This window comes from Microbulbifer sp. MLAF003 (genome assembly GCF_030012965.1).
Lineage (GTDB): Bacteria > Pseudomonadota > Gammaproteobacteria > Pseudomonadales > Cellvibrionaceae > Microbulbifer > Microbulbifer variabilis.
On sequence record NZ_CP120232.1, the window covers coordinates 4,667,718 to 4,686,889 of the forward strand.

The 19,172-nt window shown below is 54.1% G+C and carries 19 protein-coding genes, 1 tRNA gene and 1 riboswitch; of the genes, 4 read left to right on the forward strand and 16 right to left on the reverse strand.

Annotated elements, in window-relative coordinates; all coding sequences use genetic code 11:
- Positions 1-67: 67 nt before the first annotated feature.
- The gene (locus P3339_RS22210; protein ID WP_282951925.1) at positions 68-487 is read right to left on the reverse strand and encodes a c-type cytochrome; all 420 of its coding nucleotides are present in this window, start codon (positions 485-487) and stop codon (positions 68-70) included.
- A 189-nt stretch (positions 488-676) separates the two neighbouring features.
- Here P3339_RS22210 and P3339_RS22215 point away from each other — a divergent pair.
- A tRNA-Arg gene (locus tag P3339_RS22215) sits at positions 677-753 on the forward strand.
- A gap of 346 nt (positions 754-1,099) precedes the next feature.
- Here the strand turns inward: P3339_RS22215 and moeA are convergent.
- Together moeA and narL are read right to left on the reverse strand one after the other, a co-directional pair.
- Positions 1,100-2,341, reverse strand: a complete 1,242-nt coding sequence (gene moeA / locus P3339_RS22220; protein ID WP_282951926.1) for a molybdopterin molybdotransferase MoeA — start codon at positions 2,339-2,341, stop codon at positions 1,100-1,102.
- Positions 2,342-2,388: 47 nt separating this feature from the next.
- The gene (gene narL / locus P3339_RS22225; RefSeq protein WP_020413714.1) at positions 2,389-3,120 is read right to left on the reverse strand and encodes a two-component system response regulator NarL; all 732 of its coding nucleotides are present in this window, start codon (positions 3,118-3,120) and stop codon (positions 2,389-2,391) included.
- Positions 3,121-3,252: 132 nt separating this feature from the next.
- On the opposite strand from narL, the gene P3339_RS22230 reads away from it, so the two are divergent.
- Positions 3,253-4,866, forward strand: a complete 1,614-nt coding sequence (locus P3339_RS22230) for an MFS transporter (RefSeq protein ID WP_020413715.1) — start codon at positions 3,253-3,255, stop codon at positions 4,864-4,866.
- 54 nt (positions 4,867-4,920) lie between these two features.
- On the opposite strand, the gene P3339_RS22235 is transcribed toward P3339_RS22230, so the two are convergent.
- From P3339_RS22235 to P3339_RS22295, 13 genes are all read right to left on the reverse strand, one after another.
- On the reverse strand, positions 4,921-6,123 hold the full coding sequence (locus tag P3339_RS22235) for an Ig-like domain-containing protein (protein WP_282951927.1): 1,203 nt from the start codon (positions 6,121-6,123) through the stop codon (positions 4,921-4,923).
- 99 nt (positions 6,124-6,222) lie between these two features.
- Positions 6,223-7,341, reverse strand: coding sequence for an ATP-binding cassette domain-containing protein (locus P3339_RS22240; RefSeq protein ID WP_282951928.1), 1,119 nt, complete (start codon positions 7,339-7,341; stop codon positions 6,223-6,225).
- Positions 7,341-8,030, reverse strand: a complete 690-nt coding sequence (locus P3339_RS22245) for a molybdate ABC transporter permease subunit (RefSeq protein ID WP_353056860.1) — start codon at positions 8,028-8,030, stop codon at positions 7,341-7,343. Before P3339_RS22245 ends, P3339_RS22240 begins: the two co-directional genes overlap by 1 nt.
- Positions 8,031-8,058: 28 nt before the next feature.
- On the reverse strand, positions 8,059-8,841 hold the full coding sequence (modA, locus tag P3339_RS22250) for a molybdate ABC transporter substrate-binding protein (RefSeq protein ID WP_282951929.1): 783 nt from the start codon (positions 8,839-8,841) through the stop codon (positions 8,059-8,061).
- The gene (gene moaE, locus P3339_RS22255) at positions 8,826-9,305 is read right to left on the reverse strand and encodes a molybdopterin synthase catalytic subunit MoaE (RefSeq protein ID WP_282953638.1); all 480 of its coding nucleotides are present in this window, start codon (positions 9,303-9,305) and stop codon (positions 8,826-8,828) included. The genes modA and moaE overlap by 16 nt, the downstream gene beginning before the upstream one ends.
- Positions 9,306-9,315: 10 nt before the next feature.
- On the reverse strand, positions 9,316-9,561 hold the full coding sequence (gene moaD / locus P3339_RS22260) for a molybdopterin converting factor subunit 1 (protein ID WP_282951930.1): 246 nt from the start codon (positions 9,559-9,561) through the stop codon (positions 9,316-9,318).
- A 21-nt stretch (positions 9,562-9,582) separates the two neighbouring features.
- Positions 9,583-10,074 (reverse strand): cyclic pyranopterin monophosphate synthase MoaC, encoded by a 492-nt coding sequence (moaC, locus tag P3339_RS22265; protein WP_282951931.1) that lies wholly within the window; start codon positions 10,072-10,074, stop codon positions 9,583-9,585.
- Between the two features lie 3 nt (positions 10,075-10,077).
- Positions 10,078-10,620, reverse strand: coding sequence for a molybdenum cofactor biosynthesis protein B (gene moaB, locus P3339_RS22270; RefSeq protein WP_108731355.1), 543 nt, complete (start codon positions 10,618-10,620; stop codon positions 10,078-10,080).
- A gap of 2 nt (positions 10,621-10,622) precedes the next feature.
- Entirely contained in the window at positions 10,623-11,222 is a 600-nt protein-coding gene (gene mobA, locus P3339_RS22275) for a molybdenum cofactor guanylyltransferase (RefSeq protein ID WP_282951932.1), read from the reverse strand.
- A gap of 4 nt (positions 11,223-11,226) precedes the next feature.
- Complete coding sequence (gene moaA, locus P3339_RS22280; RefSeq protein ID WP_282951933.1) at positions 11,227-12,204, reverse strand: GTP 3',8-cyclase MoaA; 978 nt, start codon at positions 12,202-12,204, stop codon at positions 11,227-11,229.
- A riboswitch (molybdenum cofactor riboswitch) is annotated at positions 12,193-12,343 on the reverse strand. Its footprint overlaps the gene before it by 12 nt.
- 217 nt (positions 12,344-12,560) lie before the next feature.
- Positions 12,561-13,784 carry an alginate export family protein gene (locus P3339_RS22285; RefSeq protein WP_282951934.1) on the reverse strand — a complete coding sequence of 408 codons (1,224 nt, stop codon included), beginning with the start codon at positions 13,782-13,784 and terminating at the stop codon, positions 12,561-12,563.
- A 142-nt stretch (positions 13,785-13,926) separates the two neighbouring features.
- Complete coding sequence (locus tag P3339_RS22290) at positions 13,927-14,370, reverse strand: MFS transporter (RefSeq protein ID WP_282951935.1); 444 nt, start codon at positions 14,368-14,370, stop codon at positions 13,927-13,929.
- Positions 14,334-15,227, reverse strand: coding sequence for an MFS transporter (locus tag P3339_RS22295; RefSeq protein ID WP_282951936.1), 894 nt, complete (start codon positions 15,225-15,227; stop codon positions 14,334-14,336). Before P3339_RS22295 ends, P3339_RS22290 begins: the two co-directional genes overlap by 37 nt.
- A gap of 419 nt (positions 15,228-15,646) precedes the next feature.
- Here P3339_RS22295 and P3339_RS22300 point away from each other — a divergent pair, with 419 nt between their 5' ends.
- Together P3339_RS22300 and P3339_RS22305 are read left to right on the forward strand one after the other, a co-directional pair.
- Positions 15,647-17,122, forward strand: a complete 1,476-nt coding sequence (locus P3339_RS22300; protein ID WP_252084118.1) for a NarK family nitrate/nitrite MFS transporter — start codon at positions 15,647-15,649, stop codon at positions 17,120-17,122.
- Between the two features lie 101 nt (positions 17,123-17,223).
- The gene (locus P3339_RS22305; protein ID WP_282951937.1) at positions 17,224-18,996 is read left to right on the forward strand and encodes a bifunctional protein-serine/threonine kinase/phosphatase; all 1,773 of its coding nucleotides are present in this window, start codon (positions 17,224-17,226) and stop codon (positions 18,994-18,996) included.
- Positions 18,997-19,172: the final 176 nt, after the last annotated feature.

Here is a 19,172-nt window from a genome sequence, read left to right on the forward strand (position 1 = left end):
GTACTTTTACCGAAGAGAAACAAAAAAGGCCGCTCAATGAGCGGCCTTTTTCCAACAGTGAAACAGCTTACTTACTGTTATCCACCATGTAGTCCACAGCGGCTTTAATCTCACCATCGCTACAATCCATACACAAGCCCTTAGGCGGCATGGCATTGATACCCTTAATAGCATTGGTATAAAGAGTGTCCATTCCCTTGGCAATACGCGGTGCCCAGGCTGCAGCATCACCAAACTTTGGTGCACCTGCAATACCCATGGCATGACAAGTTGTACAGCTGGCATTGTAAACAGACTCGCCGCTACGTTCGCCACCACTTGCGCCCTCAGGAGCTGCCGCTACTGCTGCCGCGCACTCCTCGCCTTTCATACAGGTCTCACCTGCCGGAGCAATGCGCTCTGCAATTTCTTCGTTAACAGACTGCTGGGCCACTGCCGCAGCTGCACTGACGGCCAGTACCGCCACAATACCCAAAATACTCTTCATACTATTCCCCCAAAGGACCGAAGTGAGATGGCCCGTAGACTATCGAATTACTGCCGCAAACTTCTACGCCGCGCATTATAAGCACTGCACCGCCACCTGCCAAAGCTTACGTAACCTTGCCGCAAGTCCTTTCGCACACCCCTACCCTTCTGTATAATCCGCCTCCCACTGGCACAGATAGCCAATTAACCGCCCGTAGCTCAGCTGGATAGAGCGTCGCCCTCCGGAGGCGAAGGTCAGAGGTTCGAATCCTCTCGGGCGGGCCATATACAAAGAAGCCCGCTTATGCGGGCTTCTTTGTATATGGCTAACTCCCAGGTTTTGTTCGAACTCAGGTTCGACTCGGAGGCAGCAAAGCTGCCGGAGAGCAGCGAGCCCAAAGGGCGAAGCTAATCCTCCCGCACACCACCCGCTTATGCGGGCTTCTTTATATATGGCTCATTCCCAGCTTTCATTCGAACTCAGGTTCGACTCAGAGGTAGCAAAGCTGCCGCAGAGCAGCGCCCCCCAAAAGGTGAAACAAACCCTCACCGTCTTTACTAACTTCAATCAAATTAATTTGGATATAGCTTATACGAGCCCATACTCAATACGAAAGCAGCTATAAAAAACCTACCCCAACGGCACCCTCAAAGGCTCAATCACCACCTGTTCCCCCGCTTCCACGCTGCCACTCTCTCGCGCCAAAACAATAAAACAGTTTGCAGCAGCTAGCCCTGTGAGAATATGGCTTCCCTGGGTGCCAACCGGTTCCACCACCAAAGCTCCACTATCATCGGTGCAATAGACTCCCCGCTGGAAATCGGTGCGGCCGGGCTTTTTCTTCAGGGGTTTTAGAAGCTTGGCCTGCAAGGTCTTCGGGCCACTCCAGTGATCGCCTTTCATCACGCTCAGTGCGGGCACGGCCAGCTGGTAGAAAGTTACCAGGGCGGAAACCGGGTTGCCAGGCAGGCCGAAGAAGGGCGTTCCCTGTAGGAAACCAAAGGCAAAAGGTTTGCCGGGTTTCATCGCCACTTTCCAGAAACCGATCTCTCCCAGTTCTTCCAACACTTCGCGAGTGTAATCTGCCTCACCGACAGAGACACCGCCGGAGGTAATAATGGCATCGGCCTCTTGGGCTGCACGCTGCAGCGCATCGGTAATAGCCTGTTTGTTATCGGGCAATATGCCCAAATCCAAAACCTCCAGATCCATCTGGGCCAAGGCTGCCAATAGAGCAATACGGTTACTATCGTAGATATCGCCCTTGCCCAGGGCTTCACCGGGCTGGCGCAGTTCATCACCAGTTGAAAAAAGAGCGATTACCGGTTTGCGCACTACTGTCACTGTGCCAACACCGGCAGCGGCAAGCAGGGCGATATGGGGAACACTGATACGCTCTCCAGCTTTAAGCAAAATGGAGCCTTCAGCTACATCCTCACCGCAGCGACGGATATGATCGCCGGAGCGAACCTCGCAATTTATACGTATCGATTCACCCTGGGCATCAACATTTTCCTGCATCACCACCGTATCCGCACCGGCAGGTACTGCCGCTCCTGTCATAATGCGCACACAGGTACCCGGGTTCACCACACCATCGAAGGGCGCGCCGGCAAAGGATTTACCGATCAGCTCCAGCGGTAAGCCACTGGCAAGGTCTTCATATCGCAGGGCGTAACCATCCATCGCGGAGTTGTCGCAGGGCGGTAGGTTTACTATGGAGATAACATATTCAGCCAATACCCGACCATTCGCTTGGGCCAGCGGTAATATCTCAGTACCCTCAATAGGGTTCAGTGCCTGTAGGAGTTTCTCGCGAGCGCTCTCTATGGGCATCAGGCCCGGCTGGCTACAACAATCAATGGTGGGCATGGAAAAATTTCTCTTACTTCAATCCTTTGCAGTTGGGGCAGTGCCGGTCAGTGCGCCCGGTCCTGGGACTCTGAACGCTTTTGGTTGACCATCCACACGGCAGCTTCCACGCGGGAGCGCATCCCCAGTTTCTTCAACAGATGTTTGACGTGTACCTTCACGGTTGCATCACTAATATCTAACTCGCGGGCAATCAATTTGTTGCTGAGGCCATCAGCGATCAACTGCAATATCTGGTATTCGCGGCTGGTAAGGGTAGAGAGAGTATCTGCACCGGAGTTATCTGGCTTGCGTAGGGCCGAAGCAAGGATCTCCGTAAGGCGCTGGCTGATAGCGAGCTTGCCGTGGGTGGCCTGGATCACCTGGTCGAGAATATCTTCCGGTTCCATATCCTTGAGAAGATAACCATCGGCACCGGCGCGGATACAGGACACCACGTCGGCATTGTTATCGGAAACCGTCAGTATCACGATACGCGAGGAGACATCGGCAGCCCGCATCGCCCGTAGGGTATCTAGCCCATCCATACCGCGCATATTCAGGTCCAGCAGAATAAGGTCCGGCTCATACTGCTTGGCCAACTCCAGCGCTTCCTCTCCGCTGCTGGCTTCAGCCACCAACTCCAAACTGGGCTCCATGGCAAACAGCTGCTTGAGACCTTTGCGGAACAGGGGGTGGTCATCGACCATCATTACCGTGGCAGAAGAAGTCATGGGAGATCCTACTTCATTGGTGAGAATTGGTTTAAATCTGAACAGTGACTTTACCATAGCGTCCATTGGCTGCGCTTACCCCTAAAGAGGTAGCTATTACGCGCGGGAGCAAAAGGGTTACTTACTGTTGGTAATTGAGCAGGCTAAATCCCCGGCCCATAGTGGCAGCACGAATCATTTCGAGGAGGAGTGGCCGCCGTGTCTGACATCTACGAGTGGGCCCCGGAGGACAGCAAATTCTGGCAGTCCAAGGGCAAGAAAATCGCAAACCGGAATTTGTGGATATCCATTCCCAGTTTGCTGTGCGGCTTCGCCGTGTGGCTCTACTGGGGCATTATTACCGTTCAAATGCTCAACCTCGGCTTTCCCTTCGCCAAAGCCGACCTGTTCACCCTGATGGCTATCGCCGGTCTTACCGGTGCCACCCTGCGAATACCCAGTAGTTTCTTTATTCGACTGTTCGGTGGACGCAACACCATCGTATTCACCACCGCCCTGTTGATGATCCCCGCCCTCGGCACCGGTATCGCGCTGCAGAGCAAGGAGACCCCACTGTGGGTATTCCAGTTGCTGGCGCTGCTGTCTGGTATCGGCGGTGGTAACTTCGCCTCTTCCATGTCCAACATCAGCTTCTTTTTCCCCAAGGAAAAGCAGGGGCTGGCGCTTGGCTTGAATGCAGGACTGGGTAACTTCGGTGTTACCACCATGCAGATCCTGGTACCGCTATTTATGACCTTCGGTGCCTTTGGCGCTGCCGGCGGCGATCCCATGACCCTGGTGAGCAGCTCTGGCTCCCTGATTGGCAAGGTACCCGCCGGTTCTGAAGCGTGGATTCAAAATGCCGGTTTTGTATGGCTGCTGTTCCTGGTACCGCTAGCCTTTATTGGCTGGTTCGGTATGAACAACCTGCGCACCGAGGAAGTTACCCCGGATGTAGGCAGTTCTCTCGGCGCCATGGTGAAGATGACCATGATGCTGGGAATCGGCCTGTTCACCGCCATCGTGGGGCTGTGGTTGCTCTTACCTGAAGCGGCAAACGGTTCTGGTTGGGGCGTGCCCAAGGAAATCGTGCTGGTGCTGGTAATCACTGCCACCGTGTTCGGCTTGAAACTGTTGCCCGGTGAGATCAAAACCAGCCTGCAGCGTCAGTACCGTATCTTCAACAACAAGCACACCTGGGTGATGAGTGTGATTTACACCATGACCTTCGGCAGCTTTATCGGTTTCGCTGCGGCTTTCCCGCTGGCTATCAAGGTGATCTTTGGTTACAGCCATGTAATGGTGGACGGGGTTATGACCCACGATACCATCAACAACAATGGCCCCAGCGCCCTGATGTACGCCTGGATGGGCCCCTTTATCGGCGCCCTGATTCGCCCAGTAGGTGGTTGGATCTCCGATCGTATCGGCGGTGCCCTGGTCACCCAGATCTGTGCAGCGGTAATGGTGGGTAGCGCCCTGGGGGTGGCCTACTACATGAAGGCTGCCTACGGCTCAGCCACTCCGGAAGAGTTCTTCCTGCCCTTCTTCCTGCTGTTCCTGCTGTTGTTCGCCGCTACCGGTATCGGCAATGGTTCTACCTTCCGCACCATCGCCATGGTGTTCCCGAAAGAGCAGGCAGGTCCGGTATTGGGATGGACCTCAGCCGTTGCCGCCTACGGTGCCTTCTACATTCCCAAGGTTTTCGGCGAGCAAATCAAAGCCACTACCCCGGAATATGCACTGGCAGGTTTCGCCATCTTCTACGCGGTATGCCTGGTGATTAACTACTGGTTCTACCTGCGCAAGAACGGCGAATTCTACAATCCTTAATTCGGTTTCACTCACGGGATACCGTTGATTCGGGGAGGTTTTACCTCCCCTTTTTTATTTCACCTGAATCAATATCGGCGTTATATCCGAGCCTTCAAGTAAGCTGGCAATCAGCTTTTTATCTGAATCCCGATGATAATAAATTGTCACTTCATCCAAATCTTCAACGGTCGGCATCGTCGGGCATAGATGCCTGGCAATAGCTCTGCACATCTGCTCATAAAAATCTAAATCGTGCAGCTTATCCAGATAAATATGGCCCCCGGCGATATCCTCAGCACTGACCGTATAGTTGTAACCTACGGGCGGCTGAAAATAGTAGGCCTGCACAGTAATAGATCCATCTGCATTTTCAGTGACTTCGTATTGGACAGGTCTGCCACGGATATTCTGCTGGTACCCAATAAGATCCTCCGCAACTGAGGCAAGACTTTCATCCGTCTCAATGGTGCTCTCTATTTCACTGTAAGCCTGGTGGATAGCCTCAAAGCAGCTCAAGCAAGACGTAACATCGGCTTTTTGCAGCTCTGGCAGCAGTTCAGTCGCCATGGCTTCAAGCAATTTCACCAGCTTTTCTGCCGAGATGGCGTCGCGAAAATAGTAAGAACCCTCTCTCTCCGTTGCCGACTGGAAGATTTTTAGCTTGCGCTCCGGGCAATAGAAATCGAGGTGGTAGAGAGGCTGTTCTGGATCGGAAGTGTGGTTATTCAGCTCTACCTTGCCCAAATACGGGATAAAGAAGGTAAAGGACCAGTACTCCGGGCAGTGAATAAATCGCCGGCAGTGCTCTTCGATATAACCTGGCAAATATTGAAGGTCAAAGAAATTGGCCAGATGATAGTTACCACCACCCAGGTATTCCGCTATGGAGTCATAGTTATAAAACAGGTGCTCGCCGTGGAAATCTATCTTAACTCTCTGCCCACTGGCTGCGCGGCAAGCCAGATGAAAGTACAGGGCATCATCTTTGTAAGTAGAGTGGATAACGATAGCGTCGCCCTTTCGGCGAAGCTGATAGCGGAAAGCATCGACCCGGTAGGGCTCACAATCCTCAAGTAGCTCGGCAATTTCCAGCTCACCCGATTCCAGGCGTCTTACTCGATAGTTGTGCCCACCTTCTTCTATGCAGCGAATAAGTACCGGGTGTAGATCCTCAATGGTCACAGCTTTCGCTACAGGTAAGCCCTCGACCTGTGCTTGTTCCCGGTAAAATTTATCGCCCTCGTTAAAGAGGGAAATTCCCAACACAACGCCCATAGGAGCACCAATTATTAGCTAGCGTTCAAACTTAGCAAAAAAATTGCCAGGGTTTTAGGGATCGAAGAGATGCGCTTTCAGAAATTGCGCTGGAACTACTTACAAACCGGCAAGACTACCGGCCTTAAACTGGGCAAAGTAGGTAGTACCTTCGCATAGTTTTAGGCGCTCGCAGGAGAGGCGGGAAATATCTGCGTAGAACACCTGATCAGCAGCGGCTAACTGTAAGCGTATGCGGCCATCGGTAAGGTTCTGCTTAGCAACTAAAGTTACCGGCAGGCAATTGAGGATACTGGAAAGGCCCGGCTTCTCTACACTGAGGCTGATATCTCCAGCTTCCAGCAGAAAAGCTGCAGTGTCGCCTTTTCGATAATGGCCTGTCACCCTATCTGCAAAGATGGAAATCCCACCTAAATCCAAAGTGAGCAGACCATCGCTTAGGGCTTCCACTCGCGCTTCAATCCGGCTGCGACAACTATCCCCTACGCCGTGGCTATCCAGGCGCTGGGCAACTTCAGGTAAAGAAAGTGGTGCGGACAAATTGGCAGAATCCATCCACAAACAGCGCTGGGCCAGCAGCTGGATTTCATCAAAGTCGTGACTGGTCCAGATTACCAGCGCCGGATATCGGGCCCAGAAATCCCGCAGGGTCGGCAATAGGCGCCGCAGTACTTGGGCGCGGTCAACCGCTGAAAGCGGCTCATCAAATAATTGCAGCGGCGCATTGTTAAAAAGCTGGCGTAATACAGCCACACGCTGCGCTTCTCCGCCAGACAATAGCTCTACCGGCTGATGGAGTAGCGGATCAATACCAAAAGCCTTTAGCAGCCGATCACACTCTTCCTCGGGCAGTGGCCTGCGGCTGTAACGGCGGGCCAGTGCCAGGTTATCTGCCACCGACTGGCCGGCAAACAAGCGGCTATCCTGAAAGCCCAAAGAAAGCGTTCTTTTGTGGGTAGCCAGGGCGCGGCGTCCGCGCTGCCAGACTGTATTGGCAAAAGTGATATTGCCACGGCAATGGCGCTGGCCAGCCAGGGCTGCCAACAATGTACTCTTGCCGCTGCCGGAGGGGCCGGTAAGACCAAAAATCCCAGAGGCAGGCAGCTCTAATTGCCAGGGAGTCGCAGCGTTAAGCGGAGTCACCAGCCCTGAAACACTCAGTCCGCTGGAATCAGAAGTGGTAGACGCAGTACCGAATAGGGGTAAGGTAATTTCCATTAGCCCAGCACCCCCATTACCGGTTTAACGCGCTCGCTGTTTGATCCGCGCGGAGCCAGACTATGTCCCAGCCAACGGGCAGCGAGTAGCAGTACCGTAGTAATTCCCATCAACATCAAAGCCAGCCGGTGCGCGGCTCCGTATTCCATCGCCTCCACATGTTGATAAAGAGCGATAGAAACCACCTGGGTCTCACCGGGAATAGCGCCACCAATCATCAGCACTACCCCGAACTCACCCAGGGTATGGGCAAAGGTTAAAGCGCAGGCACTCACAATAGCGGCGCGACTCGCCGGTAAAAGAACTTTTAATAATGCCACCCAGGGCGCAATACCTAGTGCTGCGGCAGCCTGGGTCAATCGCTGGCCATTGGCATTAAACGCGGCTAGCAACGGCTGCACCATAAACGGCAGGGAATAAATCACTGACGCAAATACCAGGCCAGTGAAGGAAAACACCAAAGGGCCATCAAAAAGTTGTGACAGCCACTGCCCGGGAGCATAGTTAGGGAAAATAAAAGCAGTAAATAAAAACCCAAAACCGTGGGTGGCAGTACCAACGGCAGGGTAATTAATACCTCGATACCGTGGCGCCAGCGGCTCTGCCATTGGCTCAATTTCCAGGCCAAGGGCACACCGATAATAAACAGGAGTAAGGTGGTTAATCCGGCCAATTTTAAAGTTAGCCACAGGGCCTGCCAGTCGGCAGTGGCGATATTCATAAGCCACTCCCTCCATCTCTACTTCGATCTTGAGTTGGCAAAACACCGTAACCCAAGTGGTATAACTGCGCCTGCACTTCCCCTGAACGCAAATAGTTAGCGAGGGATTGTGCCTCTTTAGGTCGGCGACTCTGAGTGGGAATCAGCAGCTGCTGTTCAATGGGTTTGTACAAATGCTGCGGCAGCAACCAGTAGTTATCGCGGCCGGCTGCTTGCATCTGGCTGGCGGCGACAAAGCCCAGCTGCGCATTGCCGGAATCCAGCATTAAATAGGCTTGGCCTGCATTGTGGGCCCGGGCCAATTGAGTTTGTTTTTTCTTCCACAAATCCAGGCTTTGCAGCGCTTGCCGTGCGGCACTGCCGAAAGGCGCTACTTTCGGATCGGCTAATACAATTTTATCGGGCCAGGTTTGCAGTAGCTGCTTGATATTGGATTCTGATTTTGGGTGCCAAAGAGCGAGTAAGCCCAATGCGTAAGTCTGGCGACTGTTGCCTAGCACCCCACCCTGTTTTTCCAACAGCTCGGGCCGCTCACGATCGGCGGACAAAAATAAATCGAAGGGCGCGCGGTGCGCTATTTGTTGGTAAAGCACCCCGGAGCTGCCACTGCTGATTTGCACCACACAAGCATGGCGACGCTCAAATTCCGGCAGTACCTCTTCCAGTGCCGGGCGGAAGCTGGCCGCTACCGCCACCCGCAAGGTGCAGTTATCCGCGTTAACCGGCTGCGCGATGGCCACCAGTAAAGCGGATAGCAGCAGGCTCAGCCGGCGGACCACTTTTCCATCTCCGCAGCGTCGCTGGCCCGGGCTTCGACCCAGCGCTCTGAGGGCTTACCGAATTCATCCGCAACCGCTTCGCGCTTCCAGAAAGGCGCCTCAGTTTTGAGGCGATCCATAATGTATTGGCAGGCGGCAAAGGCGGCCTGGCGGTGGGGGCTGGTAACGCCGACAAAAACAATCTCATCGTTGATCTGCATGGGGCCAACCCGGTGGACGATAGTCACACGACCCAGGGACCAGCGATCGCGGGCATCATTAATAATCCGTTGCAGGCTTTTTTCGGTCATGCCCGGATAGTGTTCCAGGGCCAGGCCGCAGACATCACTGCCCGCATTGAAGTCCCGCACCGAACCCACAAACAGGGCGCAGGCACCATCACCACTGTTGCCCTGCAGCGCAGTATATTCAGCCGCTACGTCGAGGGGCGTTTCACAGACTTCAATACGATCAACGGCTTTCATATTGGCACCACTAACCGCCGGTAACCGGCGGGAAAAATGCAACTTCATCCCCAGCCTTCACCTGGGCTCCGGTTTCTGCCAGCTCCTGGTTCAGGGCCATACGAATATCGTCTCTTTGCAGGTGCGGGCTCCAATCCGGGTGCTGTTCACATAGGGTTTTGCGCAACTCGCTGAGACTGCCGGAAAAGTCCTCCAGGGTAGTCTCGCCCATGCCCAATTGCTGGCGCAGACGCGCGAAAAACAGAACCTTTACCATCGCTTTACACCTCTGAAATTTTTACGCCTTGTCCGCAGCATCGCCGCGCCAGTGGCCGCGCTTACCGCCGGTTTTTTGCAGCAGGCGGGTCGGGCCGATTTCCATCGCCGGGTCCACGGCTTTGCACATATCGTAAATAGTCAGCGCCGCTACCGAAGCTGCCGTTAACGCTTCCATCTCTACCCCGGTGCGCCCGGCTAAGCGGCAGAAAGCAGTAATATGCACACTGTGTTTTTCCGGCTGCAGTTCGAAATCCACCGCTACCTTGGTCAACGCCAGTGGATGGCACAGGGGAATTAAATCCGAGGTTTTCTTCGCAGCCTGGATGCCGGCGATGCGAGCTACAGAAAGCACGTCGCCTTTTTTGTGCGCCCCTTGGCTAAGCAGTGCAAAAGCCTCGGCACTCATACAGATGCTGCTCTCGGCCAGGGCGCTGCGGTCAGTGATGTCCTTCTCGGTAACATCCACCATGCTGGCTTCGCCGCGCTGGTTTAAATGGGTTAACTGGCTCACAAATTACCCCCGGCTCTCGCAGGGCGCGCTGGCAAAGCGCACATGGGGGATAAAGTTACAGGGCTTGTGGCGGGCATCCAGCTGCTCCAGCAATATGCCTTCCCAAGCTGTGCGACAGGCTCCGGTGGAACCGGGCATACAACATATCAGTGTGCGATTAGCCAGGCCGGCGAGCGCGCGGGACTGCACGGTGGAGCTGCCGATATCCCCCAGGGAAATATGGCGGAACAGCTCGCCAAAGCCGTCGACGGTTTTATCGAACAACGGGCTCAGGGCCTCCGGCGTGGAGTCGCGATCGGTAAAACCAGTACCGCCGGTCACCAAGACCACCTGTACTTTGGGATCGGCAATCCAGGCGGAGACCACCGCGCGCATCTGGTAAACATCGTCCGGGGTAATGCGTTTATCTGCGAGCTGATGGCCGGCAGTTTTGAGGGCTTCCACCAGGTACTGGCCAGAGGTATCAGTCTGCTCGTTGCGGGTATCGGATACGGTAAGTACCGCGATATTGAGCGGTACAAATTCTTTGCTAGCGTGTGCGGACATAATCAATGGTCTCTCAAAAAACTGTTTTCTGGAGTTTTATCCGGCGTACTCAAGCCGAGATAATCTGCCGGCGTATTGATATTGCGATGCCAATCGCCGGCACTTTTTATGGGTATGGATTTGGCCCCCAGGTGACGCAGCAGCGCGCCGACAGAATTGCGCGCACTGCCCTCAACAGCACGGCGCAAATAATCCAGGCAGTCGCCATTTAAAGGCAGCCACAGGGGAAAAAAGAAGTTTTCAAAATAACAGGGCCGGTCACTTGCCTGCCCTTCAGCCAATAACTCTGCGAGGTGCTCACGCCCAAGCAGGGGCATATCTACCGGGATCACCAGGGCCGCATCGGCACCGGTTGTCAGGGCCACCGAATAAAGGCCGCCCAGTGGGCCCCGCTCTGGCACCAGGTCTTCAATCGCTCCGGGGCGGGCGCCGCTGGTCACGACTTTTTCCAGCGGAAGCTCACTCAGCAATGCCTCAGCATGCTGCAAAAAATTGCCCCGTTGGGGGTGTGCCAGTAGGGCCTTGTCGCGGCCCATCCGGCTGGAACGGCCGCCGGCCAGCACCACGCCGATTGTCGATTTGCCAACGAAAGCCCTGGCCATAACCCTAGCCCCCCAGCATCGCCAGGTTGCGGGTAGCGCCAGTAAAACCTTCGTGCAGCTGGTGGCCTGCAGTCTTATCCACAATCAACTCACGGATATGGGCTGCCAGTGCCTCGCTATCGCCATCGGCGATGATTTCACGCATATCAAAGCCCTGGTCGGCAAACAGGCACAGGTGCAACTTGCCCTGGGCCGATACCCGCAGGCGGTTGCAGCTTGCACAGAAGTCTTTGCCGTAAGGGGTAATCAGGCCGATACGGCCGGCGTAATCCGGGTGGAAATACTCCCGCGCCGGGCCCGCATCGCGGGTGCGGATCACCTGCTCCCAGCCTTCCCGTAGCAACAGGGTTTCTATATCGCCACCGGAGACATGGTTGCTGGCGAAGAACTCGCGGTTATCGCCGGTGCGCATCAATTCAATAAAGCGTAGGGTCACCGGAGTCTCGCGAACCCAGGCGAGGAAGTTATCCAGCTCGGCCAGGTTGTACTGGCGCATCAGCACTGCGTTGACCTTGGTATCGATACCCAAGGCCAGGGCGCGATCCAGGCCTGCTAGGGCTTTATCCAGGCGATTGTGCCCGGTGATATGGTGGAATTGATCCGGGTCGAGGCTGTCGATACTGACATTCACCTGATCCAGCCCGGCGCGGTGCCAGTCGTCAATCTGACTGGGCAGCCGGTAACCGTTGGTGGTGATGGCTAAGCGGCGAATCTTATCGCTAGCGCGCACAGCTTCGAGCAGTGGCACCAGGTCTTTGCGCAGGGAGGGCTCCCCGCCGGTAAGGCGTACCTTTTCCGTACCCAGGGAAGCGAAAGCGCGCACCAATGTGCCCACCTCAGCCACTGAGAGAGGATTTTCCCCTTCCAGGGAACGTCCGCAACCGATGCCCTCGGGCAGGCAATAGTTGCAGCGGTAGTTGCAGATGTCCGTCACGGACAGGCGCAGGTAATAAAACCTACGGCCAAAATTGTCTTGTAACATTAAACGCCTTTCCAATTTCGGGAGGCCGCGCAGTTTCCCGCTAGACCCTGGTGGCCGGTACGGCCACGGTCCCGGCACCTTGCAGCGACAATAAAAATCAGCGCTGTTTAGGTAGCGGGACTCGGTGTTTAAACTGATGTCAGTGTATCAAGCTGGTTAATTTATGCTTGGGGCAAAGGTGGTACTCCTTAGGTACTCACAGTGATGCCAACCGTTAAGGGAAATAACATCACAAAATGGAAATTCAGTGGGCAGAATTACTAAAAACCGAAAAATTCCTCTACAGAAATTGATCGGTTTTTACAGGAAAACCCCGGCCGGAGCCGGGGGCCTCGCTATGGAGCTGCTTTATTTAATTAGAAATTGGCGGTCACCATTAACCAGAACTTGTCGGTATCCACCTTGTGGTCGTCAGCCTGATAAGAGGCGTATTTCACCAGTGCAGAAATTTCCTCTGTCAGCTTGCGCCCGTAGCTGATATTCCACTCATGGCCATAATTTGCGGAACCTTCATTCGCATCAAAATTGTGATAGGCCATATTCAAGTTACCGCCGGCTATTTTCATAGCGCCGCTGATGTACATATCCTCTATGCCATCACCGGGGGTTGTCAGGAACTGGTCGGTGTAGCCCTGGAATTTATGCAGGGTAGCCAGAGGCGTTCTGAAACCGACACCATTATCGGAACCCAATACTTCATAACCGAGTTTCGCAGTGACCGGGCCCAGGTCGGTACCCACTTCTGCCAGGTAGTAGTCCGCACTGTAATCGAAGGTGTTATCTCCAATATCGTTCTGGCGTGCATAACTCAGATTGGCTTTTACAGGGCCGAAATTCCCTTTGTAGTCCACCCCATAAGTGCGGCTGGCATTTTCAACGAAATTCTCTAAATCCAGGTTGTAAACGAAACCGCTGACTTTGTGGTTTTCAGCCACCGGGTAGCTGGCATGGAATAGCTGGATATTGCCTTCAAATTCAGCGCCGGCGCTATCTTCACCAAAAATCCGGTTTACGTTGTACACATAGCTGTAGTCCAACTGCAGACTGTCAGCGCTACCATACTGATAACGTACGCCGTCATAAGTCTGCTCGTTCTGCCTCCAGCCAACACCACCGACAAAGCGCTGGCCATCCAGGTTAATACGCTGACGACCGGCAGTGACTACGGAATTTTCACCGTTATAGCGGATATAGGCCTGGTTAACCTCGGTACCATCTGGATCAGCCACAACCGGGTAATTGGTTTTACCATTGACGGTAGAGTTGTAATTATCGTTGCCGACTGAAGTAACATCGTCCATCTCTAGGAAACCGCTGAAGCCGCGGTAGCTACCGCTGCGCCAGTTGAGGCGGGTTCTCAGAGTGGACGCGGTTGCGTCTCCATTAATACCATCCTGGTCATAATCTTCCTGGTCGACGATCTCCACGCGATAGCGCAGATTCAACCCGACCTCACCGGATTTTAGCGCGTCGACAAGAGTGGCATTTTCACCATCCTGCGCAGCGGCCTGCAATGCGGCAGTGCTGCAGGCACCCAACAGTAAAGCACCGAATATTTTGGGGAATCTGGAAATGGTCATTACGCTTTTCCTTTGCAACAACGGAGTGAACAGTGACAAATTACAATTTTTCAGACGTGGTTGAAACCACAGTTTTTTTCAACAGAAAAAATCATTACCCCCTACCTTCTACGCACACATAATTCCATTTTGGTAGTGGGTACTACCTATCTGGCAAAGCCGCAGAGTTACTCGCATCCTCATGCAAAAAATTATTTTGCCGAGCGAAAGCCAAACGCTGTTGATGATGCTCTCTCTGGATTGCCAGGTACATTACCAACATACAAACTGCCAGCACACCATAGAGCAACATAAACGCAGCACTGTGAATACCCACTAAATCCTGTGCGATACCAAACAGCACTGGCAGGGTAAAACCACCCAGCGCACCGATTGTGGCTACAGTGCCACCGACACTGCCCATGTGTGCCGGAAAATTATCGTGTAGCGCCTTGTATACCGAGGCGCGACCAAACCCCTGGGCAATGCCAATTACCAGCAACAACAAGGTAAACAACTCAATGCCCACCTCGATATTTAGATGCACATCCCGTTCCACCCCATGAATCGTCATACTGGTTGGGGGGTAACTGAGGAAAAAAGGCATACCAGACAAGTCCAGAAAACACTCCAATTCACCGTGCGCGCACCATAGCGATCTGCAAACCAGCCACCCAGGGCACGCAGTGAACTGGACAGGGCCACAAACAGCAGTGTCAGAGCCATCGCCACCTGTGTACTCACTTCATACACCGCCAGGTAGTAATTCGGCAGCCACAGTAAAAGTGCGAGAAAGCTGCCGAAGACAAAATAGTAATAGAGCCCATAGCGCCACACCTTGATCTGCATCAGTGGTCTTAGGTGATTGTGAATATCCACCTTGCTGCGGCTGCGCATATAGCGGGTTTCTTCAGGTGCACAAAATTCGAATAGCACCATCATGATCACTATACCAATACCGTAAATCGGCCCGATCCATTCACGCCCCAGCCAATTTTGGATCGCCGGCGCCAGGGCCAGGGTGATGGCTGCCCCAGCATTGCCTGCACCAAAAATGCCCATTGCCGTGCCCTGCTGCCTCCTTTCGAACCATGGGTTGATATAGCGAATACCCAACACGAAGGAGACTCCGGAAATCCCCAACCACAAACCGGCCAGGAGGTGCGCACCGTAACTCTCGATATAGGGCAAGAGTAAAAGTACCGGCAGCAGTAATAGCATTTGCAAGAGGATGAGTTTTTTTGCAGAGAAATATTCCACCATCAACCCGGCGGGAAAACGCAGTAGCGCACCGCTTAAGATCGGCGCGGCCAGCAAGATGCCGTATTCTGTAGCTGAGAGATCCAGCTGCTCGCCGATTTCCACTCCGAGCACTGCATAGAGTGTCCAAACAGAAAAGTTTGCGGCAAACATGGCCGAGGCAAATATCAGCGCACGTCCGGCGAGTTGCTGTGTATATTGCACGGCAGTTTTCTCCCAATTTTTTCAATTTTTCGGAAAATATATTTGGCCATCACGCCGATACCCCGAACGGTAGTTACTCCCTTCACAGACAGAAGCAGTAAAAATACAGTAACGTTTGCATGATTGTTCGAAGCCACCTGCTTGCAAGATGCACAAAAACCTTAAGGCCGACAATTACTCCCAAAAACCTTTCGGTGATAAGACAATTTTTCGCTACTACTCACCATGGGGTAGTTAGCAAGATATTCGCGATGCTCACCACTCCACAGGACTAATCCAAAGGGGTTACTCCATACTATTCGGATATCAGCCCCTATCCTGACTACCCCTTTTGCGCGCTTTTCCTGTAGCTCTGCTCAAATACTATCGGCCATGACCCTATCCACCTCTAAATTTCTGAGAAGCCGGAGAAAATAGTCATGAGTCAATCCAGCGGCCTCAATTTATTTAATTGGGGCGATCCCAAAATAAAGACGCTGCACGTTACCTGGTTTGCGTTTTTCCTGACTTTCGTGGTGTGGTTCTCCCACGCTCCGCTGATGGTCTTTATCAAGGAAGCGTTCGACCTCACCAGCCAGCAGGTAAAAGCCCTGTTAATCCTTAATGTGGCACTCACCATCCCCGCCCGAATCATTATCGGTATGCTGGTGGATAAATTGGGGCCGCGCCTGGTGTACAGCGGTCTGCTGATGACCTCATCTTTAATCTGTTTAGGCTTCGCCACCGCAGACAGTTATGAGTCCCTGGCCCTGTTCCGCTTCCTGCTGGGATTTGTGGGTGCCGGCTTTGTAATTGGTATCCGCATGGTGGGTGAATGGTTCCCAGCCAAGCAGGTAGGTCTGGCTGAAGGTGTTTACGGCGGCTGGGGGAATTTCGGTTCTGCTGCCGGTGCCATGACCCTGCCCACCATCGCCCTGCTGTTCGGCGGTGAAGACGGCTGGCGCTACGCCCTGGGCCTCACCGGCATCATCGCCGGCCTGTACGGCATCATCTACTACCGCGTTGCCCGCAACACTCCTAAAGGTTCCACTTACTTCAAACCGAAAAAGAGCGGCGGCCTGGAAGTGACCAGCAAGCGGGATTTCTACTTCTACCTGCTGATGAATGTGCCCATGTACCTGGCACTGGCAGCGCTGGCTTACAAACTGTCTCCCAGCGGCGTAGCCCTGCTGAGCCAGAATGCCACTTACGCAATGTGGGGACTGCTGGTAGCACTGTTCGCCTTCCAGACCCGCATGATCTGGAATGTAAACAAAGACCACCTGCGCGAAGGTGTGCCCGAGCTGGAGAAATACAACTTCAAGCAGGTAGCCATCCTCGACCTGGCCTACTTCGTCACCTTCGGCTCAGAGCTGGCCGTGGTTTCTATGCTGCCCCTGTTCTTCCTGGAAACCTTTGAAGGATTGAGCCCGGTGAAGGCCGGCCTGCTCGCCTCTGGCTTCGCCTTTATGAACCTGGTGGCTCGCCCAACCGGTGGATACTTCTCTGACAAACTGGGACGCCGCCGCAGCCTGATGTTCCTGATCGGCGGCCTGGCAGTGGGTTACTTTGTGCTGAGCCAGATTAACGGCAGCTGGTGGATTCCCGCTGCGGTAGTTGCCACCATGTGCTGCTCTTTCTTCGTGCAGGCCGGTGAGGGTGCCGTATTCGCCGTCGTACCCCTGGTGAAGCGCCGCATGACCGGGCAGATCGCCGGTATGGCCGGAGCCTACGGCAACGTGGGTGCGGTTACTTTCCTTACCGCCCTGTCTTATGTCAGCTACAGCCAGTTCTTCCTGATTATCTGCGGCGCAGCAGCGGTGATCTTCTTCGCCTGCCTGTTCCTGGAAGAGCCCAAAGGCAATATCGCCGAAGTGCTACCGGATGGCACAGTGCAGCTGATTAGCGTGGAGTGATCGGAAAGCAGTTATCCAGCAACAAACGCAAAGTAGGGCCAATGGCCCTTCTTTGTTTTTCGCCGTTGGTCTGAGGGGACGAAAAGAGAGTGGAGAAAGCTGTGAGCGAAACCAATTCCGGGGTGCAAACAGAAACCGAGGCAAACCCCGAAGCCCAGACACCGCGATTGAGCCACGGCCTCTGCACTAGTGCCGGCATCAAACCGCAGAACGAAGACGCGGCAATCTATCACTGGCCAGCCAGCCCGCACTTGCAGGAATACCTGGGAGCAGTCGCCGCGCTGGCAGATGGTGTCAGCTCCGCCGAAGCCGGTGCCCAAGCCAGCCACACCGCCACCGAGCAGTTTGTGCGGGACTATTACAAGGTGCCGGATACCTGGTCTGTGGCCCACGCCGGACAGAAAATCCTCGCCTCCATTAACAGCAAGCTATACCGCAAGAGCCACGACTTTCCCCAACAGGAAAAGGGCTTCCTGTGCACCTTCTCTGCCCTGATTTTTAAATCCCGCACCGCCCACTACTTCCATATCGGCGACAGCCGTATCTATCACCTACGCGGTGACAACCTTAAATGCCTCACCCGGGACCACAACATCACCCTGGCCCACCGCCAACAGATGCTATCCCGCGCGCTGGGAATGGATACCGGCCTGCAAGTGGATTACGGCCAGCTAAGCCTCGCTAAGGACGATGTGCTGCTGATTACCAGCGACGGTGTGCACGACTTTATCAAACAGGATTTGCTGCGCGAGCTGCTGGCAGATACCCAACTGAGCGAACAGGAAACAGCGGAAACCCTGGTGCGCCTCGCCGAGGAAAACGGCAGTGACGATAACCTCTCCGCATTAGTGGTAAAGGTAAAAGCATTGCCACAAACCACCCTGGACGACTACAGCCGCCAGCTTACCCGCCTGCCCTTCCCGCCGGAGTTGGAACCCGGCATGGTATTGGATGGCTACCAGGTAGAGCGGGAGCTGTTCTCCTCCCAGCGCAGCCAGCTGTACCTGGTGCGCGACAGTGCCACCGGGGAAATCCTGGTAATGAAAACCCCCTCGGTAAATTACGAGGACGATATCCACTATATCGACCGCTTTATTCAGGAGGAGTGGATAGGCCTGCGTATTCGCAGCCCCCAGGTAGTGCGCCTGCACCGGCAGACCCGGCCGCGCACCGCGCTCTATTACCTGATGGAGTATGTACAGGGCAGCACCCTGGAGCAGTGGATCACCAACAACCGCTTTCCTAAACCCGCAGAGGCGTTTCGCATCCTTAAGGAGATTGCCACCGGGCTACAGGCCTTCCACGATCAGGAAACCATTCACCAGGATTTGCGTCCGGCCAATATCATGATCGACAGCGATGGGCGGGTGAAAATTATCGACTTCGGCTCAGTTTATGTAGCCGGCAGTGCCGAGATTTTCCGCCCCCTGGAACACCCAGAAGCGCTGGGCACCGCCAGCTATTCCGACCCCCACTATATCCTTGGGCACAACAGCGGTATTCGCGGTGATATCTATGCTCTCGCTACTATTGCCTATGAAATGTTTACCGGCGAACTGCCCTACGGCGAGGAAATAGAAAACTGCCGCTCCCACGCCGACTTCGAACGCCTGCGCTACCGCACCGCCAGCCAGTTCAACCCGGTAGTCCCCATCTGGTTCGACCGCGCCCTGGAGCGCGGATTCAGTATCGACCTGGAACAGCGCTATTCCACGCTGACAGAGTTTATGCGCGACCTCGCCAATCCCAACCCGGATTACCTAAGGGAAGATCCTACTGAAAAAGGGGATGCCTCTTTGTTTTGGAAGATTCTTTGTGGGATTTGGGTGGCTACTTTGTTGGCGGTGGCGGCGTTGTTTTCTTCTAGTACCTAAGATTTAATTTTCTAGGTACGATAGTACCCTATTGAAAAAATGCTGATCTAGAATATCTATAAAATATGTATTTTTTCCAGGTGGTTTTTGGCGGACGTCATTCAACGATCTTCCTATATTCATAAAATACAACATTTCAAATTTTTTGATGCTTTAAACACAAAAGACCAAAAGCA